The 23,957-nt window shown below is 63.6% G+C and carries 26 protein-coding genes and 1 riboswitch; of the genes, 5 read left to right on the forward strand and 21 right to left on the reverse strand.

Annotated elements, in window-relative coordinates:
- Nucleotides 1-801: 801 nt before the first annotated feature.
- The 14 genes from ACF8E5_RS15850 to cobO all read right to left on the reverse strand — a co-directional run bounded on the left by ACF8E5_RS15850 (nucleotide 802) and on the right by cobO (nucleotide 12,990).
- Nucleotides 802-1,353 (reverse strand): glutathione peroxidase, encoded by a 552-nt coding sequence (locus ACF8E5_RS15850; protein ID WP_196185642.1) that lies wholly within the window; start codon nucleotides 1,351-1,353, stop codon nucleotides 802-804.
- Between the two features lie 46 nt (nucleotides 1,354-1,399).
- Nucleotides 1,400-1,522, reverse strand: coding sequence for a hypothetical protein (locus tag ACF8E5_RS15855; protein ID WP_258313162.1), 123 nt, complete (start codon nucleotides 1,520-1,522; stop codon nucleotides 1,400-1,402).
- Nucleotides 1,519-2,721, reverse strand: a complete 1,203-nt coding sequence (locus ACF8E5_RS15860; protein WP_196185641.1) for an MFS transporter — start codon at nucleotides 2,719-2,721, stop codon at nucleotides 1,519-1,521. The genes ACF8E5_RS15855 and ACF8E5_RS15860 overlap by 4 nt, the downstream gene beginning before the upstream one ends.
- Nucleotides 2,722-2,886: 165 nt before the next feature.
- On the reverse strand, nucleotides 2,887-4,005 hold the full coding sequence (locus ACF8E5_RS15865) for a glycoside hydrolase family 5 protein (protein WP_230384382.1): 1,119 nt from the start codon (nucleotides 4,003-4,005) through the stop codon (nucleotides 2,887-2,889).
- A gap of 231 nt (nucleotides 4,006-4,236) precedes the next feature.
- Complete coding sequence (locus tag ACF8E5_RS15870; protein ID WP_196185639.1) at nucleotides 4,237-4,959, reverse strand: adenosylcobinamide-GDP ribazoletransferase; 723 nt, start codon at nucleotides 4,957-4,959, stop codon at nucleotides 4,237-4,239.
- Between the two features lies 1 nt (nucleotide 4,960).
- The gene (gene cobC / locus ACF8E5_RS15875; protein ID WP_392475521.1) at nucleotides 4,961-5,527 is read right to left on the reverse strand and encodes an alpha-ribazole phosphatase family protein; all 567 of its coding nucleotides are present in this window, start codon (nucleotides 5,525-5,527) and stop codon (nucleotides 4,961-4,963) included.
- Nucleotides 5,524-6,579 (reverse strand): nicotinate-nucleotide--dimethylbenzimidazole phosphoribosyltransferase, encoded by a 1,056-nt coding sequence (gene cobT, locus ACF8E5_RS15880; RefSeq protein ID WP_392475523.1) that lies wholly within the window; start codon nucleotides 6,577-6,579, stop codon nucleotides 5,524-5,526. The genes cobC and cobT overlap by 4 nt, the downstream gene beginning before the upstream one ends.
- Nucleotides 6,576-7,097, reverse strand: coding sequence for a bifunctional adenosylcobinamide kinase/adenosylcobinamide-phosphate guanylyltransferase (gene cobU, locus ACF8E5_RS15885; protein ID WP_058605360.1), 522 nt, complete (start codon nucleotides 7,095-7,097; stop codon nucleotides 6,576-6,578). Before cobU ends, cobT begins: the two co-directional genes overlap by 4 nt.
- 1 nt (nucleotide 7,098) lies before the next feature.
- Nucleotides 7,099-8,553, reverse strand: coding sequence for a cobyric acid synthase (locus ACF8E5_RS15890; protein ID WP_058639483.1), 1,455 nt, complete (start codon nucleotides 8,551-8,553; stop codon nucleotides 7,099-7,101).
- Complete coding sequence (gene cobD, locus ACF8E5_RS15895) at nucleotides 8,550-9,542, reverse strand: threonine-phosphate decarboxylase CobD (RefSeq protein ID WP_196185637.1); 993 nt, start codon at nucleotides 9,540-9,542, stop codon at nucleotides 8,550-8,552. The genes ACF8E5_RS15890 and cobD overlap by 4 nt, the downstream gene beginning before the upstream one ends.
- The gene (gene cbiB / locus ACF8E5_RS15900; RefSeq protein WP_058605357.1) at nucleotides 9,535-10,443 is read right to left on the reverse strand and encodes an adenosylcobinamide-phosphate synthase CbiB; all 909 of its coding nucleotides are present in this window, start codon (nucleotides 10,441-10,443) and stop codon (nucleotides 9,535-9,537) included. The genes cobD and cbiB overlap by 8 nt, the downstream gene beginning before the upstream one ends.
- Entirely contained in the window at nucleotides 10,440-11,096 is a 657-nt protein-coding gene (gene bluB, locus ACF8E5_RS15905; RefSeq protein WP_193754411.1) for a 5,6-dimethylbenzimidazole synthase, read from the reverse strand. The genes cbiB and bluB overlap by 4 nt, the downstream gene beginning before the upstream one ends.
- Complete coding sequence (locus tag ACF8E5_RS15910) at nucleotides 11,087-12,382, reverse strand: cobyrinate a,c-diamide synthase (protein WP_078478967.1); 1,296 nt, start codon at nucleotides 12,380-12,382, stop codon at nucleotides 11,087-11,089. The genes bluB and ACF8E5_RS15910 overlap by 10 nt, the downstream gene beginning before the upstream one ends.
- Complete coding sequence (gene cobO / locus ACF8E5_RS15915; RefSeq protein WP_027913925.1) at nucleotides 12,379-12,990, reverse strand: cob(I)yrinic acid a,c-diamide adenosyltransferase; 612 nt, start codon at nucleotides 12,988-12,990, stop codon at nucleotides 12,379-12,381. The genes ACF8E5_RS15910 and cobO overlap by 4 nt, the downstream gene beginning before the upstream one ends.
- Nucleotides 12,991-13,109: 119 nt before the next feature.
- A riboswitch (cobalamin riboswitch) is annotated at nucleotides 13,110-13,330 on the reverse strand.
- Nucleotides 13,331-13,483: 153 nt separating this feature from the next.
- Here cobO and ACF8E5_RS15920 point away from each other — a divergent pair.
- On the forward strand, nucleotides 13,484-14,800 hold the full coding sequence (locus tag ACF8E5_RS15920; RefSeq protein WP_392475525.1) for a PQQ-dependent sugar dehydrogenase: 1,317 nt from the start codon (nucleotides 13,484-13,486) through the stop codon (nucleotides 14,798-14,800).
- Between the two features lie 6 nt (nucleotides 14,801-14,806).
- On the opposite strand, the gene ACF8E5_RS15925 is transcribed toward ACF8E5_RS15920, so the two are convergent.
- The 5 genes from ACF8E5_RS15925 to ACF8E5_RS15945 all read right to left on the reverse strand — a co-directional run bounded on the left by ACF8E5_RS15925 (nucleotide 14,807) and on the right by ACF8E5_RS15945 (nucleotide 19,302).
- A complete protein-coding gene (locus ACF8E5_RS15925) occupies nucleotides 14,807-15,346 on the reverse strand; it encodes a C40 family peptidase (protein ID WP_058605353.1) in 540 nt (179 codons plus the stop codon).
- 141 nt (nucleotides 15,347-15,487) lie between these two features.
- The gene (locus ACF8E5_RS15930) at nucleotides 15,488-16,126 is read right to left on the reverse strand and encodes a C40 family peptidase (protein ID WP_028686867.1); all 639 of its coding nucleotides are present in this window, start codon (nucleotides 16,124-16,126) and stop codon (nucleotides 15,488-15,490) included.
- A 127-nt stretch (nucleotides 16,127-16,253) separates the two neighbouring features.
- Nucleotides 16,254-16,961 (reverse strand): DnaA regulatory inactivator Hda, encoded by a 708-nt coding sequence (hda, locus tag ACF8E5_RS15935; protein ID WP_027913921.1) that lies wholly within the window; start codon nucleotides 16,959-16,961, stop codon nucleotides 16,254-16,256.
- Between the two features lie 158 nt (nucleotides 16,962-17,119).
- Nucleotides 17,120-18,223, reverse strand: coding sequence for an AI-2E family transporter (locus tag ACF8E5_RS15940; RefSeq protein ID WP_058639487.1), 1,104 nt, complete (start codon nucleotides 18,221-18,223; stop codon nucleotides 17,120-17,122).
- 11 nt (nucleotides 18,224-18,234) lie between these two features.
- Entirely contained in the window at nucleotides 18,235-19,302 is a 1,068-nt protein-coding gene (locus ACF8E5_RS15945; protein WP_392475526.1) for a DUF2066 domain-containing protein, read from the reverse strand.
- A 286-nt stretch (nucleotides 19,303-19,588) separates the two neighbouring features.
- Here ACF8E5_RS15945 and purM point away from each other — a divergent pair, with 286 nt between their 5' ends.
- The 4 genes from purM (at nucleotide 19,589) to ACF8E5_RS15965 (ending at nucleotide 22,418) form a co-directional block, all read left to right on the forward strand.
- Nucleotides 19,589-20,647, forward strand: coding sequence for a phosphoribosylformylglycinamidine cyclo-ligase (gene purM, locus ACF8E5_RS15950; RefSeq protein ID WP_058639489.1), 1,059 nt, complete (start codon nucleotides 19,589-19,591; stop codon nucleotides 20,645-20,647).
- Nucleotides 20,647-21,300 carry a phosphoribosylglycinamide formyltransferase gene (purN, locus tag ACF8E5_RS15955; RefSeq protein WP_392475527.1) on the forward strand — a complete coding sequence of 218 codons (654 nt, stop codon included), beginning with the start codon at nucleotides 20,647-20,649 and terminating at the stop codon, nucleotides 21,298-21,300. Before purM ends, purN begins: the two co-directional genes overlap by 1 nt.
- A gap of 8 nt (nucleotides 21,301-21,308) precedes the next feature.
- On the forward strand, nucleotides 21,309-22,019 hold the full coding sequence (locus ACF8E5_RS15960) for a DUF3108 domain-containing protein (RefSeq protein WP_197843891.1): 711 nt from the start codon (nucleotides 21,309-21,311) through the stop codon (nucleotides 22,017-22,019).
- Nucleotides 22,020-22,235: 216 nt separating this feature from the next.
- Nucleotides 22,236-22,418: a hypothetical protein gene (locus ACF8E5_RS15965; RefSeq protein ID WP_023534042.1), complete on the forward strand. Its 183-nt coding sequence runs from the start codon at nucleotides 22,236-22,238 to the stop codon at nucleotides 22,416-22,418.
- A gap of 122 nt (nucleotides 22,419-22,540) precedes the next feature.
- Here the strand turns inward: ACF8E5_RS15965 and ACF8E5_RS15970 are convergent, their stop codons facing one another.
- Entirely contained in the window at nucleotides 22,541-23,080 is a 540-nt protein-coding gene (locus tag ACF8E5_RS15970) for a DUF2058 domain-containing protein (RefSeq protein WP_058639492.1), read from the reverse strand.
- Nucleotides 23,081-23,106: 26 nt separating this feature from the next.
- Nucleotides 23,107-23,940 (reverse strand): nucleoside triphosphate pyrophosphohydrolase, encoded by an 834-nt coding sequence (gene mazG, locus ACF8E5_RS15975; RefSeq protein WP_392475528.1) that lies wholly within the window; start codon nucleotides 23,938-23,940, stop codon nucleotides 23,107-23,109.
- Between the last annotated feature and the right edge of the window lie 17 nt (nucleotides 23,941-23,957).

The raw sequence follows: 23,957 nt of genomic DNA on the forward strand, positions 1-23,957 counted from the left end.
GGCGAAAAGGTGACTAAGCGTCGCCATCGCAAATGGACTATGCTCTCTTTCAACACCCACACCAACGCAACCAAACCTGAAACTTAAAACTTAACTTAAAACTTAACTTAAAACTTAAAACTTAAAACTTAAAACTTAAAACTTAAAACTTAAAACTTAAAACTTAAAACTTAAATTTTAAATTTTAAATTTTAAATCTTAAATCTTAAATCTTAAATCTTAAATCTTAAAACTTCAGAGCGCGGGCGCATACAGCAAGTTGGTATTCATTGGCGCGGGTGGCGCACAGTCACCTTTCCGCCCTTACGGCGGCTCACTTTTTGTCTTGTCAAAAAGTAAGCAAAAACCGCCTGCTCCTATCATCCGGCCCCTACGCTGCGCTCCGGGGTTCCCTCGCTCCGGGCTTGCTCCCGGGAGGACCGCGCTGCAGGCCCCATCCTGGGGCCCAGCGCTTGACAGGCATCCATGCCTGTCACCTCCCTCCGCAAGCCCTGCGCTCGGCCTCCTGAAGTCGCGATCTGCGGCGCCTGAAATACCGCGCGCTTAGAATCAAGGGCAAGAGCAAGAGCGAAACAGCGCATTACTCTAGAACTGATATTCGAGCAGATTCCAAACTTTAAAGCCACACACAACCCCTGCAGGCGCGGCCCATCGAGGCACAAGGCCGCTCCAATCGATTGCAGGCAATTGGCTAAGAACCCTTATGACCTTTCATATATTCATCAGCCACAGATCACTACAGTTCAATGACTCGAAACCACCGCAATTGAACTGAGATCAATACTTGAGCGCACCCAAAGATCAAGGCTGCGAAGCGATAGCTTTCTCAATCGCTGCCTTAAACTCAGCATCATCCGGTTTCGTCAAACTCGAAAAACTACCAATCACCTTGCCCTGACGATCAATCACATACTTGTAGAAATTCCACTTGGGCGCACTGCTCTGCCTGGCCAACTCCGCAAACATCGGAATCGCATCCTTGCCCCGCACCGCCTGTTCCTTGGTCATGGTGAACGTCACGCCATAATTCGCATAACACACCTTCGCCGTCTTCTCGCTGTCCGCATCCTCCTGCTTGAAGTCGTTCGAAGGCACGCCCAGCATCTCCAGCCCACGGCCATGGTACTGTTTGTACACCGCCTCAAGCCCCTCGAACTGCGGCGCAAACCCGCAATAACTGGCCGTGTTGATCACCACCAACGGCTTACCGGCAAACCGCTCGCACAACGCGACCTCACCCTTGCCCCGCAACTCCGGCAGCGTGTCCTGCAACACGGCCGGGCATTCGGCCGCCCTGCTGGACGCGCTGGCCATCAACGCTAATACCGGCACCACCATCCACTTCACGCTCATGACATCCCGCTCCTGCTCGATCAACCTTGAACTGGCAGCCTAGCGGCTAACAGACGCCCATGCCCAATTGCATGAGCGCCATGCCGCCCTCGTGCCACCCCCACCAGGCCAGCATCAGCACCAAAAGCGCCACCAGCGCGAGAGCCATACGGATCAATACTGGGTTCATGCCGCCGTTACCTGCAAGCGTGCCACAGGCCGTTCACGGACCGGCCAGTTGAGCGCCGCAGCCAAGACACTCAGCAGGATCGCGATCTGCCAGACCAGGTCATAGCTGCCAGTGCGGTCATACACGACGCCACCCAGCCAACCGCCCAGAAACGCCCCGAGCTGGTGGAACAGGAACACGATACCGCCAAGCATCGACAAGTTACGCACGCCGAAGACCGTGGCGACGATGCCGTTGGTGAGCGGCACCGTGGACAGCCACAACAGGCCCATCGCTATACCGAACAGGTACGCGCTGAATGCACTCACCGGCGCCCAGAGAAACAGCACGATGACGACCGCACGCAGCAGGTAGAGCCCAGTCAGCAAGCGTGGCTTGGACAGGCGCCCGCCCAGCCAACCAGCCGTGAACGTGCCCACGATATTGAACAGCCCCACCAGGGCCAGCACCGTGGTGCCCGTGGTGGCTGGCAGATGCTGGTCCACCAGGTACGCCGGCAGGTGCACCCCGATGAACACCACCTGAAAGCCGCACACGAAAAAGCCCAGCGCCAGCAGCCAGAAACCGGCGTGCCCACACGCCTCACGCAGCGCCTCGCCCAGCGTCTGCTCGTTGCCGTAAGAGGGCAAGGGACGGTCGCGCAACAGGCCTACCAACGGCACGATGAAGGCCACCAGCAGGCCCAGCACCAGCAAAGCCGCCGACCAGCCGAGCCATTGGATCAGGCCGAGGGTGCCGGGCAGCATGGCGAACTGACCGAACGAACCGGCGGCGCTGGCAATGCCCATGGCCATGCTGCGCTTTTCAGGCGGCACGGCCCGGCCGACGACGCCCAGAATGACCGAAAAGGACGTTCCCGACAGGCCAATGCCGATCAACAGGCCGGCGCTCAATGACAACGACCAGGCAGAGTCGGCCATGCCCATCATCGCCAGGCCCACCGCATACAGCACGCCGCCAACCATCACCACCCGCGAGGCGCCAAGGCGATCGGCCAACGCCCCGGCAAAGGGCTGGGCCAGGCCCCAGATCAGGTTCTGCAAGGCGATGGCGAAGGCAAAGACGCCGCGCCCCCAGCCAAAATCGGCGCTCATCGGTGCCAGGAACAAGCCAAAGCCGTGCCTGACGCCAAGTGACAGCGCAAGGATCAGCGCCGCCCCAGTCAACACCCATCCACTGGTTCGCCATACAGACGTCATTGTTATTGTCTCCAGCCCATCGCAAGGTCGTCAGGTGCTGCCGTTGATGAAACCTGGCACTGCAAGGCCATCCACCGCCACGTACGCCAAGTCATCAAGGAAGCATTTGGTTACAGCATGAACGCTGAAGCTGACTGACAGCAAGCAGGACGTCAGCGCAGGTCGTCATTGATCTGTCGCCAGTCGCTTGCGGATGGGTTCGAACGCGGGGGTCGCTTGCCGCGGCAGCGGGTCGGCCAACCCCTGGTCGATCGCCTGCCAGTAGCGCCAGGGCACTTTGGCGGTGCCCAATTCGTAGTCCATCCCGTCCCAGCTGTCTTCGCGGAAACTGTAGAACGCCCAGTGCAAGCGGTACTGATCGAGCACGCCCAGTACGTCCTCCAGGTACTGGCGGCAGCCTGACAGGCGGCGCATGCAGCCAAATTCGCCCACCACCAGGCGGGAACGGGGCACGTTCATGGTATCGGCCCAGTTCAGCGGGGCTTGCAGGTACTGCGCCACGCGCTGGCCGTCCCATTGCTGAAGCTGGCCGGCGAAGGGCACCGCCCCTGGATAGGCCAGCGGCTGTCGGCGGGTCATGTTGGGCGCACTGGTCGCTGCATAGGGTTCGTACATGTGCACGCTGTAGAGCACCCTGTCATCGGGCAGCGGCGCGGGCCAATAGGTGAAGGCATCGGCGGCGGCATACCAGCCCGAATCCACCATGATCGGCGTTACCGCATCCTCCTCGCGTATGGCCGCCGTCAACTGCCGGTACAGCGCCGGCAAATCACGCGCACTGCCTTGCTCGCGCGCATACCAGCGTTGCATGCGCTCCGGGCTGGCATGTTCGGGCAGATCGCTGCGCTTTTCCGGTGCGGGCTCGTTCACCAGGTTGTACGCAGCGACCGCAGGATGATCCTTCAACGCACGGGCGACGTCGCGCCAAAAGGCTGCGGCCTGCGCCCAGTAGGTCTTGTCCTGCCACAGTCGGTCGTCGAAGGTGCCGTTATTGTTCTGCGACCAGCGCATGCCCGGCAATGATAACGGTGCGATCACCACTTTGAGGCCGGCTCGATGGGCCCGATCCAACACCGACCGCAGGGTAGCCAGGTCGCTGGCGGGCAAACCGTGATAGCCATCGGCATTGCCCAATAGAAAGTCCCTCTGCGCAGGTCGCCATTTGTCATAGGACACCCGAACCCAGGTCGCGCCATAAGCCCGGAGGGCATCAAAGTAGGCCTGGTCAGGGGGCAATCGATTGAAGCTGTTGCCCCCATGCCGGGGTTGGTCCCAGAACGCCATGAGATCGGCTGCCTGGGCGGCAGGTGGAGTGAAGCCCAGCAGGGCCAGGAAGAGCAGCCAATAATGCATCACACACGCCTCTTGGAAACAAGCGCCTGAGGGTAGTGCATCCGGTGAAGGCGTTTTACAGGATTAGTTTGCCGGCTTTTTTTCAGATGATCTTTGCAGAAGGCGCCTGCAGAGTCGTCCTACATAATTGGATAAATCCCAAGCCACGCTGCCCCGATTGGCTTACGGGATCACGACAAGGCCCAGCAGAACGGTGAGCTCAAGCAGCTCCAGCAGTGCACCTGCGGTATCGCCCGTGGTACCGCCCAGGCGATTGCACATCAGCCTGCGCAAGGCGACGAACACGACCGCCGTCAGCACCATTGCCCAGCCAGCCAATGTCAGGCCCAGGCCGGCACAGATCAACAGTACCCACCCTGCTGCGCGGCGGGGCATGTGCTCGGCCAGCGCCTGGCCCAACCCGCCAGGCCGCACATAGGGGGTACACAGGAACAGCCCCAGCAGCGCTGCTCGACCGATGACCGGTGCCAGCATCAGTTGCAGGCCAGCTCCCTGCTCGATCAGTGCCCACAAGGCGCAGAACTTGAGCAGCAGCACCAAAACCAGCGTCACCACCGCTGCCGGCCCGCTGCGCGGGTCTTTCATGATCTGCAGCGTGCGTTCGCGATCACCAAACCCGCCTAGCCAGGCGTCTGCGCTATCTGCCAGGCCGTCCAGGTGCAGCGCGCCACTGAGCAGCACCCAGAGGCTCAGCAGCAAGGCGGCATGCAGCGGCGCCGCAACGCCTGCGAGACAGTGGCTGGCCAGCCATAGCAGGAGACCGAACAGCAGCCCGACCAAGGGGTAGTACAACAACGAGCGGCCTACCTGGCGTGGCGTTGGCATGCCGGGCAAGGTGACAGGCAGGCTGCTTAGAAACTGCAGGGCAATCCAGAATGGCAGCATGCTAACTCCCCTCAACCAGCTGGCCATCCTCGCCGACTTGCAAGCGCACCAATGCGCCATGGCCGACTTCCACTTGCAACAGCTGCGCCCTGGGCAGGCCACGGGCGCGGGCCAACAGCAGCCGCATGACACCACCATGGGTGACCAGCAGTACGCGCTTGCCAGCATGCTGGCGGTACAACCCCTCGATGGCCGTCAGGACGCGCTGCGCAAACGCCTGGACCGGCTCGCCATTGGGCGGCGTATAGCCGTAGGGATCAGCCCAGAACTGCCCAAGCGCCTGGGCGTCGTGTTCCATGACCTGCAACGCCGTGCGCCCTTCCCAATCGCCGAAATGCAGTTCTTGCAATGCAGGCTCGCGCTGCACGGGCAGGCCCAGCCTGGCGCCCAGCTCATCGGCAAATCGGCCACAGCGCTGCAATGGCGAACTGACCAATGCCTGCCAAGGCCCTGCGTCGGCCACGGCGGCGCGCATTTGAGCCCAGCCCTTTTCGGTCAGGGCGTCATCGAGGCTGCCACGCAGACCACCTTGCTCGGTTTCCCCGTGGCGCAGCAGGTCGAGCCTCATGCCGGACGGTCCGCCACGGCAGCCTCGGCAAAGGTCGCCATTTGCCCGTGTAGCGCGCAGGCCAGCCGCAGCAACGGCACGGCCAGGGCGGCACCACTGCCCTCACCCAGGCGCAGCCCCAGAGCCAGCAAAGGCTCGGCCTGCAAAGCGCTCAGCACCGTCTGGTGGCCGGGCTCCGCACCCTGATGGGCGAACAACAGCCAAGCGCGGCACTGGGGGTTGAGGCGCACGGCCACCAAGGCCGCCACCGTGCAGATGAACCCGTCCACCAGCACCGCCACACCCGCCTGGGCACACGCCAGATAAGCGCCGGCCAGCGCCGCCAGCTCGAAGCCCCCCACGCAGCCCAGTGCACGCAGCGGTTCATCGGCCGCCAGGCGGTGCAAGGCCAGAGCCCGCTCGATGACGTGCGCTTTGTGCTGCACGCCGGCACTGTCTAACCCAGTGCCTGGCCCGCTCAGCGTGGCTGGCGGACAGGCGAGCAGTACGCTGGCCAGCGCCGCCGCTGCGGTGGTGTTGCCGATACCCATTTCACCGCCGATGAACAGCTGTGCGCCGTGGGCCGCCGCCCGCAGCGCGCTGTCACGACCTGCCTGCAAGGCGGCCTGCAATTGTGCCTCGCTCAGGGCGGGCTCTCGGGCGAAATTGGCCGTGCCGGGGCCAAGGTGCACGTGGCGAACGCCCGGCAGTGCGAGCGTCGGGTCGACCGTGCCGAGGTCGACCACCTCCAAGGTGGCGTGCAGTTGGCGTGCCAGCACACTGATGGCGGCACCCCCGCCGACGAAATTGCGCAACATCTGGCCTGTCACGGCCTGAGGATACGCCGAGACGCCCTCCTCGACCACGCCGTGGTCGCCGGCGAACAGGCTGATCGCGACGTGCTCGAGCACCGGCCGTTCGCAGCCCTGCAGGCCTGCCAGCTGAATGGCGAGCGTTTCGAGCTGGCCGAGCGAACCGGCAGGCTTGGTCAATTGTTGCTGCCGCTCGCGTGCTGCGGCCATGGCCGCACCGTCGATGGGCCGGCAGGGCATCTGCCACCAGACAGGGTTCATGATGCAGGTCCTTTGAGCGTGAGTGGGAGGCCAGCGACCGTGAGGATCACCTGCTGGCAACGTTCGGCCACCGCCTGGTGCACGACACCGGCCAAATCGACGTAACGTCGCGTCAACTCGCCCATGGGCACCACACCCAGGCCAGTCTCGTTACTGACCAGGATGATGTGGCCGGGCAGGTGTTCAAGGCAGCCCAACAGGGCATCACGTTCCTCGGCCAACCGGCGCGGGTCATCCAGCATCAGCAGGTTGGTCAGCCACAGCGTCAGGCAGTCCACCAGCAGGCAGCGGTCAGCAGCAGCTTCGGCCTTTAGTACAGCAGCCAGGGCCAAGGGTTCTTCGATCAACCCCCACTCCACGGGCCGGCGCTGGCGGTGCAGCTGCACCCGCTCATCGAGCTCGCCGTCCAGCGGCTGACTGGTGGCGATATAGGTCACGGGCAGGCCGCAGTCGGCTGCCCGCTGCTCGGCCAAGCGGCTCTTGCCAGACCGGGCTCCGCCGATCACGAACGTACGCACGTCAGGGTACTCCACACAATTGGCGCAGGCGCTGGGTGTCCAGGTGCTTGTCCACCAGATCAGCCAGGCGTTCGATATCGCGCTCGCGCAACGCCTCGTAGTCGATCAGTTGCACGTCTTCAAGCCCAGCCCAGCGCAGCAGGGCCGCGCAGGAGGCGCTGCCCTCGAACAACCCGTGCAGGTAAGTGGCCAACACCTGGCCGTCCGTGCTGATGGCACCCTCGCAGCGGCCGTCGGCCAGGCGTACCGCCGGGTGCGCCAGCGCAGGGCCAGTGGTGACACCGGCATGGATCTCGTAACCGGTCACGGGCGATGCGTCCAGGTGCAAGGTTCCGGAGACATTGCGCAACTGCTTGTCGGCTTCCAGCACCGTGGCGTAGTCCAGCAGGCCGAGGCCGGGGCTGGAGCCTGCAGCGCCCTCCAGGCCCAGCGGATCGTGCACCTCGCGCCCAAGCATCTGCAGGCCGCCGCAGATACCGATTACCTTGCCGCCATAGCGCAGATGGCGTTCGATGGCCCTGTCCCAGCCACGCGCGCGCAATTGCGCAAGGTCGCCACGCACGCTCTTGGAACCCGGCAGGATGATCAGGTCCGCTGGCGGCACCGGCTGACCAGGGCCAATGAACTGCAGGTCGACCTGCGGGTGCAGGCGCAGCGGGTCGAAGTCAGTGTGGTTGCTGATGCGTGGCAGCACCGGCACGATCACCTTGAGCACGCGCTGCTGCTTTTCGCTCTGGCGCCGGTCGATGCCGTCCTCGGCTTCAAGGTGCAGGTCGGTGACGTACGGCAGCACGCCTAGCACGGGTTTGCCGGTGCGCTGCTCCAGCCAGTCGAGCCCAGGTTGCAACAAAGCGATGTCGCCCCTGAAACGGTTGATGACAAACCCTTTGATCCGCGCCTGCTCGCTGGGCGACAGCAGTTCGAGGGTACCGACCAGGTGGGCGAACACGCCCCCGCGGTTGATGTCGGCGACCAGGATCACCGGGCAGTCCACGGCTTCGGCGAACCCCATGTTGGCAATGTCGCCGGCCCGCAGGTTGATCTCCGCCGGCGACCCTGCGCCCTCGACCATGACCACTGGCCAGCCCTGGCTCAGGCGCTGGTGCGAGGCCAGCACGGCCTGCATGGCGATGGCCTTGTAATCGTGGTAGGCAACCGCGTTCATGCTGGTCACCGCACGGCCATGGATGATCACCTGGGCGCCTGTGTCGCTGTTGGGTTTGAGCAGCACCGGGTTCATGTCGGTGTGCGGCGCCAGGCGACAGGCCTGGGCCTGCACCGCCTGGGCCCGGCCAATCTCGCCACCGTCGGCGGTCACGGCGCTGTTGAGGGCCATGTTCTGCGGCTTGAATGGCACCACGCCGATGCCCTGGCGCAGCAGCCAGCGGCACAGGGCAGTCACCAGGGTGCTTTTGCCGGCATCGGAGGTGGTGCCTTGCACCATCAGGGTCGTCATGTAAGGTCCTTGGGGTAGGCACTCAGGGCCTGGGCCAATCGTCGTTCGTCTGCCTGGCTTGGCGGCAAGCCGAAACGCAAGGCCGCCGGGCGCTCGAACTGGCGCACCAGCACCCCGTGTCGGGCAAGGTGATCGTGCAATCGCGCGGCATGCTCGCACCGCACGTACTGGAACAGGTCACACCCGCCGGCGGGCGCCAGCCCTGCATGGGTGAGCAAAGCCGCCAAGCGTTCGCTGGCGTCTGCACAGCGCTGGCGCTGCAGCTGCTGCATGGCCAGGTCGGTCAGGCTGGCCTGGGCCAGCACCCGGCTGGGACCATTGATGGTCCACGGGCCGAGCAGTTCGGCCAGGCGCAGCAGCAAGCTATGCTCTGCGGCCACGAAGCCCAGGCGCACACCGGCCAGGCCGAAGAACTTGCCGAACGAGCGCAGCACGATCAAACCGGGGCGCTCGGCACTTTCCATCACGCTGTTTCCGGGGCTGTTGTCCATGAAAGCTTCATCGACCACCAGCCAACCACCGCGCGCTGCCAGGCGCTGATGCCATCCCAGCAGCGTGGGCGCAGGCACGACACGGCCGGTGGGGTTGTTCGGGTTGACCAAGACCAGGACGTCGAGGTCGTCGAGCGCGTCGTCGACCTGATGCTCATCGAGCTCGAGCAACGCGTGTCCAACGCGCTGCCAGGCATAGGGATGCTCGGCATAACAGGGCGTCAGCACCCCGACCCGGCTCGGGCTGCGCAACAGCGGCAGGGCCTGGATGGCAGCCTGTGAGCCCGCTACGGGTAGCAGTCGCGTGGCGCCGTAGTAGCTACACGCCGCCTGTTCGAGGCCATCGTCTGTTTCCGGTAGCCGTGCCCAGGCTTCGAGTGGGATCGGCGGTATCGGGAAGGACCAGGGCGCAATGCCGCTGGACAGGTCCAGCCACTGCTCGCGGGCGATGCCGTACTGCCGAACCGCGCGCAGCAGCCGGCCTCCATGTTCAAGCATTCAGATAAGCTCCCAGACAGAACACCAACAGCCACAGCCATACCCCACGCTGCACCAGCGTCCAACCGCCCTCGATGGCATCGGGGCTGGCCGGTGGGCCGTCGCCCAGGCGCGGGCGGTCGTGCAGCTGGCCGTGGTACACCGCCGGCCCGCCCAATTCAACACCCAGGGCCCCTGCCCCGGCCGCCATGACCGGGCCGGCGTTGGGGCTGTCCCACAGTGGCCCCTGGCGCCGCCAGCAGGCCAGCGCCAGACGGGTTTTGCCCAGCACCGCATAAGTAAGCGCGACCAGGCGCGCCGGCACGTAGTTGAGTAGGTCATCGATGCGCGCCGCGCACCAGCCGAAGCGCTCGAAGCGCTCGTTGCGATAGCCCCACATGGCATCGAGGGTGTTGCTCAGTCGATAAAGCACCACCCCTGGCGCCCCGGCCACAGCAAACCAGAACAAGGCGGCGAACACGGCATCGCTGCCGTTTTCCAGCACCGACTCAGTGGCTGCCCGCGCTACCGCCGTCTCGTCCAGCTCACGGGTTTCACGGCTGACCAGATACCCCACCCGCCGCCGTGCTTCTTCCAGATCCCCCTGGCGCAGGGCCGTGGCCACCGGCAGCACATGTTCGCCCAGGCTGCGCAGCCCCAGGGCGCAGTACAACGCCAGCACATCGACCAGCCAGCCGATCACAGGCAGCCAGGAGAGCATGAGGGCCAGCAAGGTCAGGGGCACCACCGCCAGGAACCAGGCGCTCACACCATGACTGCGCCAACCACGCCCGCCGGCATTGAAGCGCCGCTCAAGGCTGCTGGCCATGTTGCCGAACGCAACCAGCGGATGGCGCCGCCGGGGCTCGCCGAACAATGCATCCAGGGCCACACCGGCCACGGTCAGCAACGCCACGCTCATGCGCCTTCTCCCCAACGGTTTTCAAACAGCATCTGGTGCAACGGCCGTTCTTCGGCCCAGTTCTGCATGACCAGCATGGGTGCAGGGTAGAATGCCGCCACCGGCCCCAGGCACAGCACGGCCACGGGTTTGGCGCCGCTGGGCATGCCAAGCAACGCTGCCAGCGCCTTGGGATCGAACAGCGATACCCAGCCCATGCCCAGCCCTTCGGCACGGGCGGCCAGCCAGAGGTTCTGGATGGCGCAGGCGAGCGAGGCCAAGTCCATCTCAGGCAGCGTGCGGCGCCCGAAAATGTGGGGCTCACGGTTGTCCATCAAGGCGGCGACCCACAGTTCGGCGCAATCGTTGATGCCCTCTACCTTGAGCTTCATGAATTCGTCCGAGCGCTCGCCCAGCGCCTGTGCAGTCAACGCCCGCTCGGCCTCCACCAGTGCCTGGATGCGCCCACGCAAGGCCCGCTCGGTGATGCGGATGAACCGCCATGGCTGCATCAAGCCCACGCTCGGTGCCTGGTGGGCTGCGCTGAGTAACCGTGTCATGACCTGCGGCGCCACCTCGCCTTGAACGAAATGGCGCATGTCGCGCCGCTCGCCGATGGCGCGATAGACCGCGGCACGCTCCTGGTCGCTGAACGCATGCTCGCTCATGGGCAAAGCAGCGCTGCGGCCGCCTCCGGGTTGGAGGGGAAGTAGAAGTGCACGTAGGACGCGGTCAAGCGGCCCAGCCGATACACGGCTTCGTTGCCGCGCCCGCCGTTGGGGCTCAACCCACGTGCCAGCGGCTTGAGCGCAGTGCTGGTCAGGGAGTGGTGGTAGGTATGGCCGCGCAGTGTGCCCTCGGGCAGCTCGACCGCTTGCAGGGCCAGGGCCGCCAGGCGCTTTTGCATGGTCGCTTCACCTGGCAGCAACCCGAGCAACTCGACCCTGTCCCCGGCCACGTCGGTCAGCGCGTCGAGCAGATACAGCATGCCGCCGCATTCGGCCAGCAGTGGCTTGCCTTGGGCGTGATGGGCGCGGATGGCCTGGCACATTGAGGTATTGCGCGCCAGGGCATGATGGTGCAACTCGGGGTAACCGCCGGGCAGGTACAGGCTGTCCACTTCGGGCAGCTGCGCATCATGCAGGGGGGAGAAAAACTGCACCTGTGCGCCTAGACGGCGCAACAGGTCCAGGTTGGCGCCATAGAGAAAGGCAAAGGCTTCGTCGCGGGCTACACCGATACGTACACCCGCCAAGGTAGCCTGGGCGGATAGCGGATCGGCCGGCTCGAAGGTGACGGCCGGTGGCAACGCGGCATCGCAGCTGGCGCCCAATGCTTGGGCAGCAGCGTCCAGACGTGCGTCCAGGTCGTTCAACTCGCTGGCCTGCACCAACCCCAGGTGACGGCTGGGCAGTTCGATGCCGCGCTCGCGGGACAAGCCGCCATACCAACGCAGGCCCTCCGTCAGGCTGCCTTCGAGCAGTTGCGCATGACGCAGGCTGCCCACCCGGTTGGCCAACACTCCGGCAAACGGCAGGTCCGGCTGATAACGCGCCAGGCCCAGGGCCAGCGCGCCAAAGGTCTGGGCCATGGCCGTACCATCAATCACCGCCAGCACCGGCACGCCGAAGTGACGCGCCAGGTCGGCACTCGAAGGGGTGCCGTCGAACAGCCCCATCACCCCTTCGATGAGGATCAGGTCGGCTTCACCTGCCGCCTCCCAGAGCAGCCGGCGGCTCTCCTCGGCACCGATCATCCACAGGTCGAGCTGGCGAACGGGTGCACCGCTGGCACGTTCGAGAATCATGGGGTCAAGAAAGTCAGGCCCGCATTTGAACACCCGCACCTTGCGGCCCAGATTCCGGTGCAGGCGCGCCAGCGCGGCAGTGACCGTGGTCTTGCCTTGGCCAGAGGCCGGTGCGGCAATCAGAACGGCGGGGCAATGGCGGGCCTGGCTCACAGCTCGACGCCCTTCTGGGCACGGATACCGGCCTGGAACGCGTGCTTGAGCATACCCATTTCGGTCACGGTGTCGGCCAGCTCGACCATTTCCGGCTTGGCCGCGCGACCGGTGACGATGACGTGCTGCATGGGAGGGCGGGCCTGGATGTCCGACAGCACCTGGTCCAGATCAAGGTAGCCGTGCTTGAGCGCGATGTTGAGCTCGTCGAGCACCACGAACTGCACCGCAGGATCCTGCAGCAGTTGCCGGGAGACGGCCCACGCCGCTTCTGCCGCCGCAATGTCACGCTGGCGGTCCTGCGTCTCCCACGTGAAGCCCTCGCCCATCACGTGGTAGCGCACCTGTTCGGGAAAGCGCCTGAAGAACAGCTCTTCGCCGGTGCTGTTGCGGCCCTTGATGAACTGCACCACGCCGCACTGCATGCCGTGGCCCAGGGCCCGGGCCAGCATGCCGAAGGCCGAGCTGCTCTTGCCCTTGCCATTGCCGGTGAGCACCAGCAGCAGGCCGCATTCGTTAGGGGAGTTGGCAATGCGCTCGTCAATGACCGCTTTCTTGCGCTGCATCCGTGCCAGATGGCGTTCGTCGCGCTCGGTGGCGTCGCTCATGGGAAGTTCTCCGCTGGCTGACACCACGATCGAGCGCCGTGTCAGGGAATGGGCAGGCAAACGGAGCGCGCGCAGGGGCATTGGCCAAAGCCAGAGTGCACCGCGCATCACCCTCCGTGATGCCGTTGGCAGTATCAGGCCGGTCTCCGGGCTCGTGAGCGGGCCACTGGCCCTGACCTGCGCGCCTTCCCGGGGATCGTACCCAGTGGCCCTGCGCGGCCGTCTCTCACCTACCGTTGCGGGGGCAGCGCCGGAATCGCACCCTGCGGGCGCTCACCGACTTCCCAGTTTCACCCTGGCCAGACGTGGCTGGCGGGGCACCTGAAACACGCGCGAAGGTTAGAGGGTTGCACCCGGAGCGTCAATCGACGCGGCTCGCCTGGCGGCACAGCAGCGATCGCCGAGCCGCCGATGCAGCCCCTGCCGCCTGTGCGAATGAACCCGCGGCATTCCCTACCCTCTGAATCAATAGAACCTGCCGAGGACGCCGACCATGAACCGCGTGGCACTGCCTGTTGCACTTGTTGTAAGCCTGGGCTTGAGTGGCTGCGGCGAAAGGGCGCGCCTGACAGTGGCCGACGGCACCGGCCCCGCGCCGCAGCTGCCCTCCCCCGCCAAGACCCTGCTACCCACCGTGAACATCGCGCCAGCCGTCGGCTGGCCCGCCGGACGCATGCCCCAGGCTGCACCCGGGTTGCAGGTGTCGCGCTTTGCCGGTGACCTCGACCATCCGCGCTGGCTCTATGTGCTGCCCAATGGCGACGTGCTGGTGGCAGAAACCAACGCACCTGCCAAACCCGAAGACGCCAAGGGTATTCGCGGATGGGCCATGAAGCGGGTCATGGCACGCGCGGGGGCCGCCGTGCCCAGCCCTGATCGCATTACCTTGTTGCGCGACGCGGACCAGGACGGCGTTGCGGAAATCCGCCATACCTTTGCCGACGGGCTGAACTCGCCCTTTGGGATGGCACTGGTGGGCAACGATTTTTACGTGGCCGATACGGATAAACTGCTGCGTTTTCACTACCAGCCCGGTGCACGCCAGGTAACCGGTCCGGCAGAGGTAGTCACCTCACTGCCAGCCGGCCCGTTGAATCACCACTGGACCAAGAATGTCATCGCAAGCCCCGATGGACGGCGCCTCTATGTCACCGTGGGCTCGAACAGCAACGTGGGTGAAAACGGCCTCGATCAGGAGCAGGGGCGCGCCGCGATCTGGGAGATCGACCCCAGCACCGGCAAGCACCACCTGTTCGCCACCGGCCTGCGCAACCCCAACGGGCTTGCCTGGGAGCCTCACAGTGGCGCGCTCTGGACCGCAGTCAACGAACGTGACGAAATCGGCAGCGACCTGGTACCGGATTACATCACTTCGGTACAAGCAGGTGGATTCTATGGTTGGCCCTATAGCTACTATGGCCAGCATGTGGATGAACGCGTGCAGCCCCAGGATCCTGTCAAGGTCGCCCGGGCACGAGTACCCGACTATGCCGTGGGGCCGCATACCGCTTCATTGGGGTTGGCCTTCGCCGGCTCGGGTGTATTGCCGGCGCGTTTTGGGGCAGGTGCATTGATTGGCCAGCACGGGTCCTGGAACCGCAAGCCGCACAGCGGCTACAAGGTGATATTCGTACCCTTCGACGCCTCGGGAAAGCCGTCGGGCAAGCCCATGGACGTACTCGATGGGTTCCTGAATGAAAGCGGCCAAGCCATGGGCCGCCCCGTGGGGGTTGCCCTGGATGGCCACGGGGCCGTGCTGGTAGCTGACGATGTAGGCAATGCCATCTGGCGCGTCAGCAAAGCTCGGTGATCGGGCTCAGGGGTTCTGGGCCAGGTGCCCTTGTGGGATGACCCGCTTGGCCTGCAGGTAGGCCTTGGCCCAGTAGCTGTTTGACAGATAGTCCAACCGCACCGTACCGCCGGTGCGGGGCGCATGCACGAAGCGCCCGTCCCCTACGTAAATGCCAGCATGGCTCACCTGCGAACCGCCACTGGTCGCGAAGAACACCAGGTCACCGGACTGCAAGGATTTCACATCCACAGTAGGCGCACGCATGCCGATCATCTCCCGCGTGGAGCGCGGCAGGCTGATGCCGGCGGCATCGCGGTAGACGTACTTGATCAGACCACTGCAGTCGAAACCCGAATCGGGCGTATTGCCGCCCCAGCGGTAGGGCGTGCCAACCAGACCAATGGCGCGAATCAGTACGTCATCGGCAGTGGGCGAGAAGCTGGGTTGGCTATAGGTAACCTGAGGCTGCACGACCCGTGTAGGGGCAGGTGCCTGGGGTTGGCTCGAGCAGGCCGCCAATAAGGCTGCCAGGGAAATGAAAGCGAAGCGCGCCATCGTTGTCATGGCCAAAACATCCTGTATGGGAACGCTGGGCCGCAGCGGGATAGAGTTGAGAAATTAGATTAGACGCTTTCTGTAAATACGCACGGCGTCGAGCTTTTTTGCAAAGCAGCGACGCCGTGGTTAGGACACATCAGATTGCCATTAGTTGCGCGCGATATGAGTCGGCGCCATGGCCAAGGCACGTTTGGCCTCAAGGAAGGTCTTGCTCCAGTAACGGTCACCGAGGCTATCGATGCGCACACCGCCGCTACGACGGCTGCTGGAGTGGATGAACTGGTTGTCGCCCAGGTAGATCCCGGCATGGCTGACACGGCCACGGCCATTGGTGCTGAAGAACAGCAAGTCGCCTGGCTTGAGTTTGTTGCGCGCCACCTTCGGCGCATCGACGTTGATCATCTCGCGAGTAGAACGCGGCAAGGTCATGCCTGCCTCCTCGCGGAACAGGTAGCCGATGAAGCCGCTGCAATCGAAGCCGGACTGTTCCGAGGTACCGCCAAAGCGATAGCGGGTGCCGATCAACGACATGCCGCGCTCCAGAATGCTGTCGGCCAGCACGGGCAACTGATAGGGCTTGCTGCTGGAGAAGACCTCCAGTTCATCGTCGGTAGCCACTTCCTGGGGTTCGCCAAACACTGGCGAAGACGAGGCCTTGGCCTTGATCGCCGGCTGTACGGCGACCGGGGTGTGATCCTGGGGCTGGGATACCGGGCCTTGAGCCGCGCAGCCAAAAAGCAGGGTCACGAGTGCGAGTGGCACGAGGGGTGCGAAGCGCTTGAGCATGGGCACAACCGTGTCTGTAATCCTTTAGTGGGGTGGAACTATGCCCACTATAAGTTCCATTTGCAAATTTTATCGAAAAAGATGTGACTTTTCCGTGGGATGGCTCTGGCCCCGTGTTTCCAGGGGCTTACCAGCCGAGGGTTTCCTTCAGGAAAGGAATGGTGAGTTTGCGCTGGGCTTGCAGGGAAGCCTGATCGAGCCGTTCCAGCAGATCGAACAGCGCACTCATGCTGCGCGCGCCGCGGGTGAGGATGAAGTGACCCACTTCGTCGGTCAGGTGCAGGCCGCGCCTGGATGCCCGCAATTGCAAGGCACGTAGCTTGTCTTCGTCAGACAGGCCGCGCATCTGGAACACCAGGGCAAGGGTAAGACGGGATTTCAGGTCAGGCAGCTTGACCGGCAATTCCCGCGGGGAAGCGGAGGCTGCCAGTAGCAGTCGACGGCCGCTGTCGCGCAGGCGGTTGAACAGGTGGAACATGGCCTCCTCCCAGTCCGGCTTGCCGGCAATGACGTGCAGGTCATCGATGCACACCAGCTCGTACTGGGCCAGGTAGTCCAGAAGACCGGTACCGCGCTCGAGCAGCTGCGCCAACGGCAGGTAGACGGCAGGCTCGCCCCGCTGCTGGAAGCGATGGGTGGCCGCTTGCAGCAGGTGCGTGCGGCCCACGCCTTGTTTGCCCCACAGGTAGATGAGGCTCTCGGTCCAGCCGGCGTCGGCTTCGCAAAGCCGCTCGACATACCCCAACGCAGCGGCATTGGCGCCCGGATAGTAGTTGATGAAGGTGGCGTCGTCGCGCAGGCGCACACCCAGGGGCAACTGGATCGGTGGTTTCATGCTCGCGGGCGGTCGACAGGACCGCTGGGGGCCTTTTGTGGACAATCGGCAAAGTCTATACCTGCCAAGCGGGGTGCACAATGACGCCGCTGCAGAGTCCAAGCAAAATCAATGGGTTGCACTATCGCCGCAGCAACCGAGGCTCACCTGCCGGCCTGTCACGGCTGGTCGGGTGCAGGGGGATCGAGGTGGACGGGAGCCGGCGCATCCCCTGCATACATGTCCGACTCCTTGTACAAGCCGTGCACGTGGCGCAGCAGCACCATGATGACCGCCGCCACCGGAAGCGCGAGCAGCACGCCTGTGAAACCGAACAGTTCTCCGCCGGCCAGGATGGCGAAGATCACCGCCACAGGGTGCAAACCGATCCGGTCGCCTACCAACAGAGGTGTCAGCACCATGCCCTCCAGTGCCTGACCGACCATGAAGACCGCGACGATGCCGAGCATGGGATACAGATCGCCACCGAACTGGAACAGCCCTGCCACCAGCGCCGCACCGATACCAATGATGAAGCCCATGTACGGGACGATGGCCGCCAGGCCTGCCAGCATGCCGATCAACAACCCCAGTTCAAGCCCCACCAGCATCAAGCCTGCCGAATAGATGATGCCCAACGCGACCATCACCAGCAGTTGCCCACGCACGAACGCACCCAGCACCTCATGGCACTCGCTGGCCAGGCCAACGATTTGTGGCTCCCTCTGGCGCGGCAACAAGCTGCGCAACTTGGCCATCATCAAGTCCCAGTCACGCAACAGGTAGAACCCGACCACGGGGATCAGCACCATGTTGGCCACCCAGGCCATTAACGCCAGGCTGGAGGCCGTTGCCTGGGACAAGAGCATGCTGACGATATCGGTGGTTTGCCCCATGTGCGCGCCGATGGCCGCTTTGATCTTGTCGAATTTCCAGAACCCGTCGGCAAGGCCCAGACGCCCCTGCACCCATGGCAAGGCGACATGTTCGAGCCAGTCAAGCATCTGCGGCGCCAGCGCGTACAGGCGCACCAACTGCTTGGCCAACATGGGGATGAGCACAAGCAACAGTGCAAGCATCAGCAGCGTGAACAGCCCGAACACCACCACTACGCCCCAGGTCCGCGACAAACCCAGGCGCTCCAGGCGATCGACCAGCGGGTCGGCCAGGTACGCCAGCAGAATGCCGACCAGAAACGGCGTGAGAATATTGTGCAGGCTATAGAGCAGGGCGATAGCGATCAATGCCACGCCCAGCCAGATCCAACGACGCATGTCAGTCATGAACGACCCTCTTACCAACTAAAGCGCAAGCCATCGAACGGTTTGGTGGCGGCCGCAGGCGACACCGATGTCCCGTCTGGGGACGTACCCAATGGCCCCGGGGTCACCTGCGGCGCAGGTGCCTGCTCGGCTGGGACTTCCCTGAGCTTGGCCAATGCCAGCTGAGCCCGGAGTTGTTCGCGGCTGGCGGTGACCGAATAGATCAGCACGTCGCCGTCGACCCGCTTCAACTGCGCGCCGTAGGACTCCAGCACCCGGGCCAGCTCAGCGTAGCGCGGCAGGTTCATGCCCTGGACCTGCATCTGCACCTGACCACTGGCCCCGGGACGCGTTACGTAGCGCGGTGCCAGCCGCGTGCTCACGGCAAGCATCACGGCGTCGGCCAGCGCTGCCGGGTCCGCTCCTTCGACACTGCCCTGCTCGCGCCCCTCGCCCAGCCACAATTGCCATTTGCCTTGCCATTTGCCGTCGATCTCCTGGGCGTGCACGGCCAACACGGCATCGGCGCCGTAGCGCTGGGAGACCTCACGCAGCGGCCCAGGATCCTTGGCTTCGATATGCTTGGCGTCGGCCACCAGTTGCTCCTGCAGATCGGCCAGCGGCAGACGCAGCGGCAAGCCCCGGTGACGGGCCGCGCGCCGCAACGGCTGGGCGCTAGGCTGGCCGTCCCCTACCAGGCTAGTGCCGTCAACACTCTCGACGAGCCACCAACCCAGAATCGACGGGCGATTGCTGCCCCACAGACTGAGGCCCGCCTTGCGCAGGGCACGTTCGGTGCTGCCAGGGTCGAACTCGACCCGGACGGTTTCGGGTGGCCCTGCGTCGCTGCCCACCTGGTTGACGATCGGTTGCGGATCCTTGCGCAATGCGGCCAGCGCCGGGTTCTGCACGGCCTTGGGGTTGCCGGTCAGGCGCAGCACGAGGGTGTCGAAGGCCTGGCTGGTCGCCGCCGCACGCGCCTCGGCGCCCTGCCCGGCCACCGGCTCGCGCACCTGATAAAGGCCGGAGACGTTCTCGGCCTGGGCCGCCCCTGCGATCAACCACAGACATCCCATGACCCAAGTAGTGAACAAGCGCATCGTTGTGTCCTTGTGCTCTGGAACGGCGAGTTTCAAGCTTCAGCACTCATACCTCAAGCGGCACGGTTAAAGGTAGCACCGGCAAGGCCAGGCTTCTGGCGATCTTGCACCGGCGAGAGCCCTAAATTCACCTGCCCGTCGGCCGGAGGATGGCCGCTGCACGGCAACCCTGATAAAATCGCGCGCCTTCACAGACCACTGATGTCACGGTTAGCCGCTGCATGGCTGCCGGCCCTTGCCGTCAGGGTCGTTTTTACGAATCCCTCCCTCCTAAAGGCCTGGATCAATGAGCAAGCAACCCTCCCTGAGCTACAAGGACGCCGGTGTAGACATCGACGCCGGCGAAGCACTGGTCGAACGCATCAAGGGCGTGGCAAAACGCACCGCACGCCCTGAAGTCATGGGTGGCCTGGGCGGCTTCGGCGCCCTTTGCGAGATCCCGGCTGGCTACAAGCAGCCGGTGCTGGTCTCCGGCACCGACGGCGTGGGCACCAAGCTGCGCCTGGCGCTGAACCTGAACAAGCACGACAGCATCGGCCAGGACCTGGTCGCCATGTGCGTGAACGACCTGGTGGTCTGCGGTGCCGAGCCGCTGTTCTTCCTGGACTACTATGCCACCGGCAAGCTCAACGTGGACGTGGCGGCTACCGTGGTCACCGGTATCGGCGCAGGTTGCGAACTGGCAGGCTGCTCGCTGGTCGGCGGCGAAACGGCCGAGATGCCGGGCATGTACGAAGGTGAAGACTACGACCTGGCAGGCTTCTGCGTAGGCGTGGTGGAGAAGGCCGAAATCATCGACGGCTCGCGCGTGGCCACCGGCGATGCGCTCATCGCCCTGCCATCCTCGGGCCCGCACTCCAACGGTTACTCGCTGATCCGCAAGATCCTCGAAGTCTCGGGCACAGACGTCGAAAGCACCCAGCTCGACGGCCAGCCGCTGACCGAACTGCTGATGGCGCCAACGCGCATCTACGTCAAGCCGCTGCTGCAACTGATCAAGAACACCGGCGCGGTCAAGGCCATGGCCCACATCACCGGTGGCGGGCTGCTGGACAATATCCCGCGCGTACTGCCGGCCAATGCCCAGGCGGTCATCGACGTGGCCAGCTGGAAGCGCCCAGCCGTCTTCGATTTCCTGCAGGAAAAGGGCAACGTCGACGAGCATGAAATGCACCGCGTGCTCAACTGCGGCGTGGGCATGGTGATCTGCGTAGGCCAGGACCAGGTCGAAACCGCCCTGAGCGAACTGCGCAACGCCGGTGAACAGCCTTGGGTCATCGGCCACATCACCGAGGCCGCAGAGGGCGCTGCCCAGGTCGAGCTGCAGAACCTCAAGGCGCACTGATGCCGAGCAAGTCCTGCAATGTGGTGGTATTGCTGTCGGGTTCCGGCAGCAACCTGCAAGCGCTGATCGACAGCTGCGCCATCCCGGACAGCGCCGTGCGCATCGGCGCGGTCATCTCCAACCGCGCCGATGCCTACGGGCTGCAGCGTGCAGCCGCTGCCGGTATCGACACCGCGGTCCTTGACCATACCGGCTTCGAGGGCCGCGAAGCCTTCGATGCGGCCCTGGTGGCCTGTATCGATGGGTTCGCTCCGGACCTGGTGGTACTGGCGGGTTTCATGCGTATCCTCAGTGGCGACTTCGTGCGCCACTACCAAGGTCGCCTGCTCAACATCCACCCTTCGCTGCTGCCTCGCTACAAAGGGTTGCACACCCATAGACGCGCCCTGGAAGCAGGGGATGTCGAGCACGGGTGCAGTGTTCACTTTGTCACCGAGGAACTCGATGGGGGCCCGTTGGTCGTACAGGCTGTCGTGCCGGTGGCACCCGATGACACGGTCCAAAGCCTGGCTCAGCGGGTTCACGCACAGGAACACGTCATCTACCCAATGGCTGTTCACTGGTTCGCCAACGGCCGCTTGCGTCTTGGCGAACAAGGTGCATTACTGGATGGCCAGCCCCTGTCGGCCAGCGGTCATTTGATTCGATCCTAGGAGATACTATGCGTCGTGCCCTGCTCTTGGCTCTTGCCGTGCTTGCCCTGCCCCTCCAGGCAGCAGACCTGAAGCCGTTTTCGGCCAGCTACACCGCCGACTGGAAGCAACTGCCCATGAGCGGTACCGCCGAACGTAGCCTGGTCAAGAATGCCGATGGTACCTGGGATCTGAACTTCAAAGCGTCGATGATGATCGCCAGCCTGACCGAGCAAAGCTCGCTGCGCCTGGATAACGACACCTTGCTGCCGCAGCGTTACCACTTCGAGCGCGGCGGTCTTGGCAAGGCCAAAAAGGTCGACCTGAACTTCGACTGGGCTGCCAAGAAAGTGACCGGCAGCGATCGTGGCGATGCCATCACCCTGCCGCTCAACCGTGGGGTGCTCGACAAGTCGTCCTATCAGCTGGCGCTGCAGCACGATGTTGCCGCTGGCAAGAAGAGCATGACCTACCAGGTGGTCGATGGTGACGAGATCGACACCTATGACTTCCGCGTACTGGGTACTGAGAAAGTCACCACCAAGACCGGCCAGGTGGATGCCGTCAAGGTCGAACGTGTGCGTGATCCAAGCCAGAGCAAGCGCATCACCGAGCTGTGGTTTGCCAAGAACTGGGACTACTTGCTGGTGCAATTGCGCCAAGTGGAAACCGATGGCAAGGAATACGTGATCGTCCTGCAGGACGGCACGGTCGATGGCAAGCCGGTTAAAGGTAACTGACACTCAAGCTTGTCGGCGTTGAGCCATAACGCAACACCAAGCCCCGCACCGTGCGGGGCTTTTATTTGGTCGGGCATAAAGCAGTCGGGCCTAGGCATGCCATGGCTACATGAAACTTGTTTCATGGCCGTTTTATTTACTTAGGCTGCTAACAAACTCTATAAATAAGGCGTGCGACAAACTGTCGCACCCAACCAGAAAAAGTGGAGTTTAACGATGACAGTTCAAGTGACCGAACGCGACGAATCGAAAATGTCCCACGAAGGCCTGGCCGCAGGCGTGCGGATCTGGGATGTGCACCAGCAGGGCCAGTTGGTCGGGATGTTCCACAACGAACACGAGGCGCAACAGTACCGTGTCGAACTGGAAGACCTGGAAAAGCAGCGCACCACACAGTGACAGCGATCTTCAGAAAACCGTGACGTGAATACCCGTTATGGCGCCAGGGGCCGCCTTGCGGCCCATCGCCGCACAATGCGGCCCTGACCACCCGGTGGACGTTCAGACAGGGCCTTGCAGCATTACCACATCAGATCGTCAGGGATCTTGTACGCCGCATACGGATCGTCGTCGTCGGCTTCCTCGACATGGGTATTGAGCAGCAATACCCGGCCCGGGTCGCGTTCCTGGATCTTGACGGCCGCCTCGCGGGGAATGACCTCATAACCGCCCCCGTAGGACACCACCGCCAGCGCACCATGGCTCAATTTGCTGCGCATCAGGGCATTGACCGCGATACGCTTGACCTTCTTGTCGTCGACGAAGTTGTAGTAATCCTCGGTCGTGAGCTTGGGCAGGCGGGTCGCTTCGATCAGTTGCTTGATCTGCGCGGCGCGTGCCTTCTTCTCGGCTTTTTCCTGCTGTTCACGGTTGAGCGCCTGGTCACGCTTGGCCTTTTCGGCCATGGCTTCCTTGGCCAGCCGCTGCTGGGTATCGTCCACCTCGACCTGGCCTTTGTGCTCCAGGCGCTTCTGTTTCTTTTCAGCCTTGTTGGCCTGAGAAACCTGTTTCTGGTTGACCAGCCCGGCTTTGAGCAATTGGTCGCGAAGGGAAAGGCTCATGAATGTTCACTCACTTATGCAACAGCTCAGCCGCAGCTGGGCAGGTTCTTTTCCTGACGCTTGGCTTCACCCCAAAGGGTGTCCAGCGCATCAAGGTTACAGTCTTCAATGGCAGTGCCGCTGTCACGCAACGCCTGCTCGATAAAGCGAAAACGTCGCTCGAACTTACGATTGGCTCGGCGCAAGGCGTTTTCGGGGTCATGCTTCAAGTGACGCGCCAGGTTGACTACCGCGAACAGCAAGTCACCGACTTCATCTTCCAGCGCATCGCTGTCCCCGTCGGCCATGGCCTGCAACACTTCGTCGAGTTCCTCACGCACCTTGTCCACAACCGGCAAGACCTCGGGCCAGTCGAACCCGACGGTGGCCGCACGCTTTTGCAGTTTGGCCGCCCGGGACAAGGCAGGCAATGCCGTTGGCACATCGTCGAGCAATGACAGCTGTTCTGGACGGCTTTTCTGCGCCCGCTCCTGCGCCTTGATTTCTTCCCAGCGTGACTTGACCTGCGCATCGCTCAGGCTGGGCGTCTCCAGCGGCGCATACAGGTCCCCGGTTGGAAAGACATGGGGGTGTCGACGAATGAGCTTGCGGGTGATGCCGTCCACCACGCCGTCGAACGCGAAACGGCCCTCCTCCCGGGCAAGTTGGCTGTAGTAGACCACCTGGAACAGCAGATCGCCCAGCTCGCCTTGCAAGTCCTCGAAATCGCCGCGCTCGATGGTGTCCGCCACCTCGTAGGCTTCTTCGAGGGTGTGTGGGACGATGCTGGCATAGTCCTGCTTCAGGTCCCAAGGGCAGCCGTATTGCGGGTCGCGCAAGCGGGCCATGAGGTGGAGCAGGTCCTGGAGGGTGTAGGTCATTCAGGCAAGTCCTTGAC

The sequence above is a fragment of the Pseudomonas sp. WSY_20 genome (assembly GCF_043104335.1).
Lineage (GTDB): Bacteria > Pseudomonadota > Gammaproteobacteria > Pseudomonadales > Pseudomonadaceae > Aquipseudomonas > Aquipseudomonas parafulva_B.

Excerpts from the sequence above, each read along its gene's own strand:
- ACF8E5_RS15855 (WP_258313162.1), bottom strand. The coding sequence starts at position 1,522 with ATGAACCCAGTATTGATCCGTATGGCTCTCGCGCTGGTGGCGCTTTTG.
- ACF8E5_RS15850 (WP_196185642.1), bottom strand. The coding sequence starts at position 1,353 with ATGAGCGTGAAGTGGATGGTGGTGCCGGTATTAGCGTTGATGGCCAGC.
- cobD (WP_196185637.1), bottom strand. The coding sequence starts at position 9,542 with ATGCTTGAACATGGAGGCCGGCTGCTGCGCGCGGTTCGGCAGTACGGC.
- ACF8E5_RS15965 (WP_023534042.1), top strand. The coding sequence starts at position 22,236 with ATGACAGTTCAAGTGACCGAACGCGACGAATCGAAAATGTCCCACGAA.
- ACF8E5_RS15890 (WP_058639483.1), bottom strand. The coding sequence starts at position 8,553 with ATGACGACCCTGATGGTGCAAGGCACCACCTCCGATGCCGGCAAAAGC.
- ACF8E5_RS15860 (WP_196185641.1), bottom strand. The coding sequence starts at position 2,721 with ATGACGTCTGTATGGCGAACCAGTGGATGGGTGTTGACTGGGGCGGCG.
- cobC (WP_392475521.1), bottom strand. The coding sequence starts at position 5,527 with ATGAGGCTCGACCTGCTGCGCCACGGGGAAACCGAGCAAGGTGGTCTG.
- ACF8E5_RS15970 (WP_058639492.1), bottom strand. The coding sequence starts at position 23,080 with ATGAGCCTTTCCCTTCGCGACCAATTGCTCAAAGCCGGGCTGGTCAAC.
- ACF8E5_RS15945 (WP_392475526.1), bottom strand. The coding sequence starts at position 19,302 with ATGCGCTTGTTCACTACTTGGGTCATGGGATGTCTGTGGTTGATCGCA.
- purN (WP_392475527.1), top strand. The coding sequence starts at position 20,647 with ATGCCGAGCAAGTCCTGCAATGTGGTGGTATTGCTGTCGGGTTCCGGC.
- mazG (WP_392475528.1), bottom strand. The coding sequence starts at position 23,940 with ATGACCTACACCCTCCAGGACCTGCTCCACCTCATGGCCCGCTTGCGC.
- ACF8E5_RS15940 (WP_058639487.1), bottom strand. The coding sequence starts at position 18,223 with ATGACTGACATGCGTCGTTGGATCTGGCTGGGCGTGGCATTGATCGCT.
- cobT (WP_392475523.1), bottom strand. The coding sequence starts at position 6,579 with ATGAACCCTGTCTGGTGGCAGATGCCCTGCCGGCCCATCGACGGTGCG.
- ACF8E5_RS15870 (WP_196185639.1), bottom strand. The coding sequence starts at position 4,959 with ATGCTGCCATTCTGGATTGCCCTGCAGTTTCTAAGCAGCCTGCCTGTC.
- ACF8E5_RS15925 (WP_058605353.1), bottom strand. The coding sequence starts at position 15,346 with ATGACAACGATGGCGCGCTTCGCTTTCATTTCCCTGGCAGCCTTATTG.
- ACF8E5_RS15865 (WP_230384382.1), bottom strand. The coding sequence starts at position 4,005 with ATGGCGTTCTGGGACCAACCCCGGCATGGGGGCAACAGCTTCAATCGA.
- cbiB (WP_058605357.1), bottom strand. The coding sequence starts at position 10,443 with ATGAGCGTGGCGTTGCTGACCGTGGCCGGTGTGGCCCTGGATGCATTG.
- purM (WP_058639489.1), top strand. The coding sequence starts at position 19,589 with ATGAGCAAGCAACCCTCCCTGAGCTACAAGGACGCCGGTGTAGACATC.
- ACF8E5_RS15930 (WP_028686867.1), bottom strand. The coding sequence starts at position 16,126 with ATGCTCAAGCGCTTCGCACCCCTCGTGCCACTCGCACTCGTGACCCTG.
- ACF8E5_RS15920 (WP_392475525.1), top strand. The coding sequence starts at position 13,484 with ATGAACCGCGTGGCACTGCCTGTTGCACTTGTTGTAAGCCTGGGCTTG.
- hda (WP_027913921.1), bottom strand. The coding sequence starts at position 16,961 with ATGAAACCACCGATCCAGTTGCCCCTGGGTGTGCGCCTGCGCGACGAC.
- cobO (WP_027913925.1), bottom strand. The coding sequence starts at position 12,990 with ATGAGCGACGCCACCGAGCGCGACGAACGCCATCTGGCACGGATGCAG.
- ACF8E5_RS15960 (WP_197843891.1), top strand. The coding sequence starts at position 21,309 with ATGCGTCGTGCCCTGCTCTTGGCTCTTGCCGTGCTTGCCCTGCCCCTC.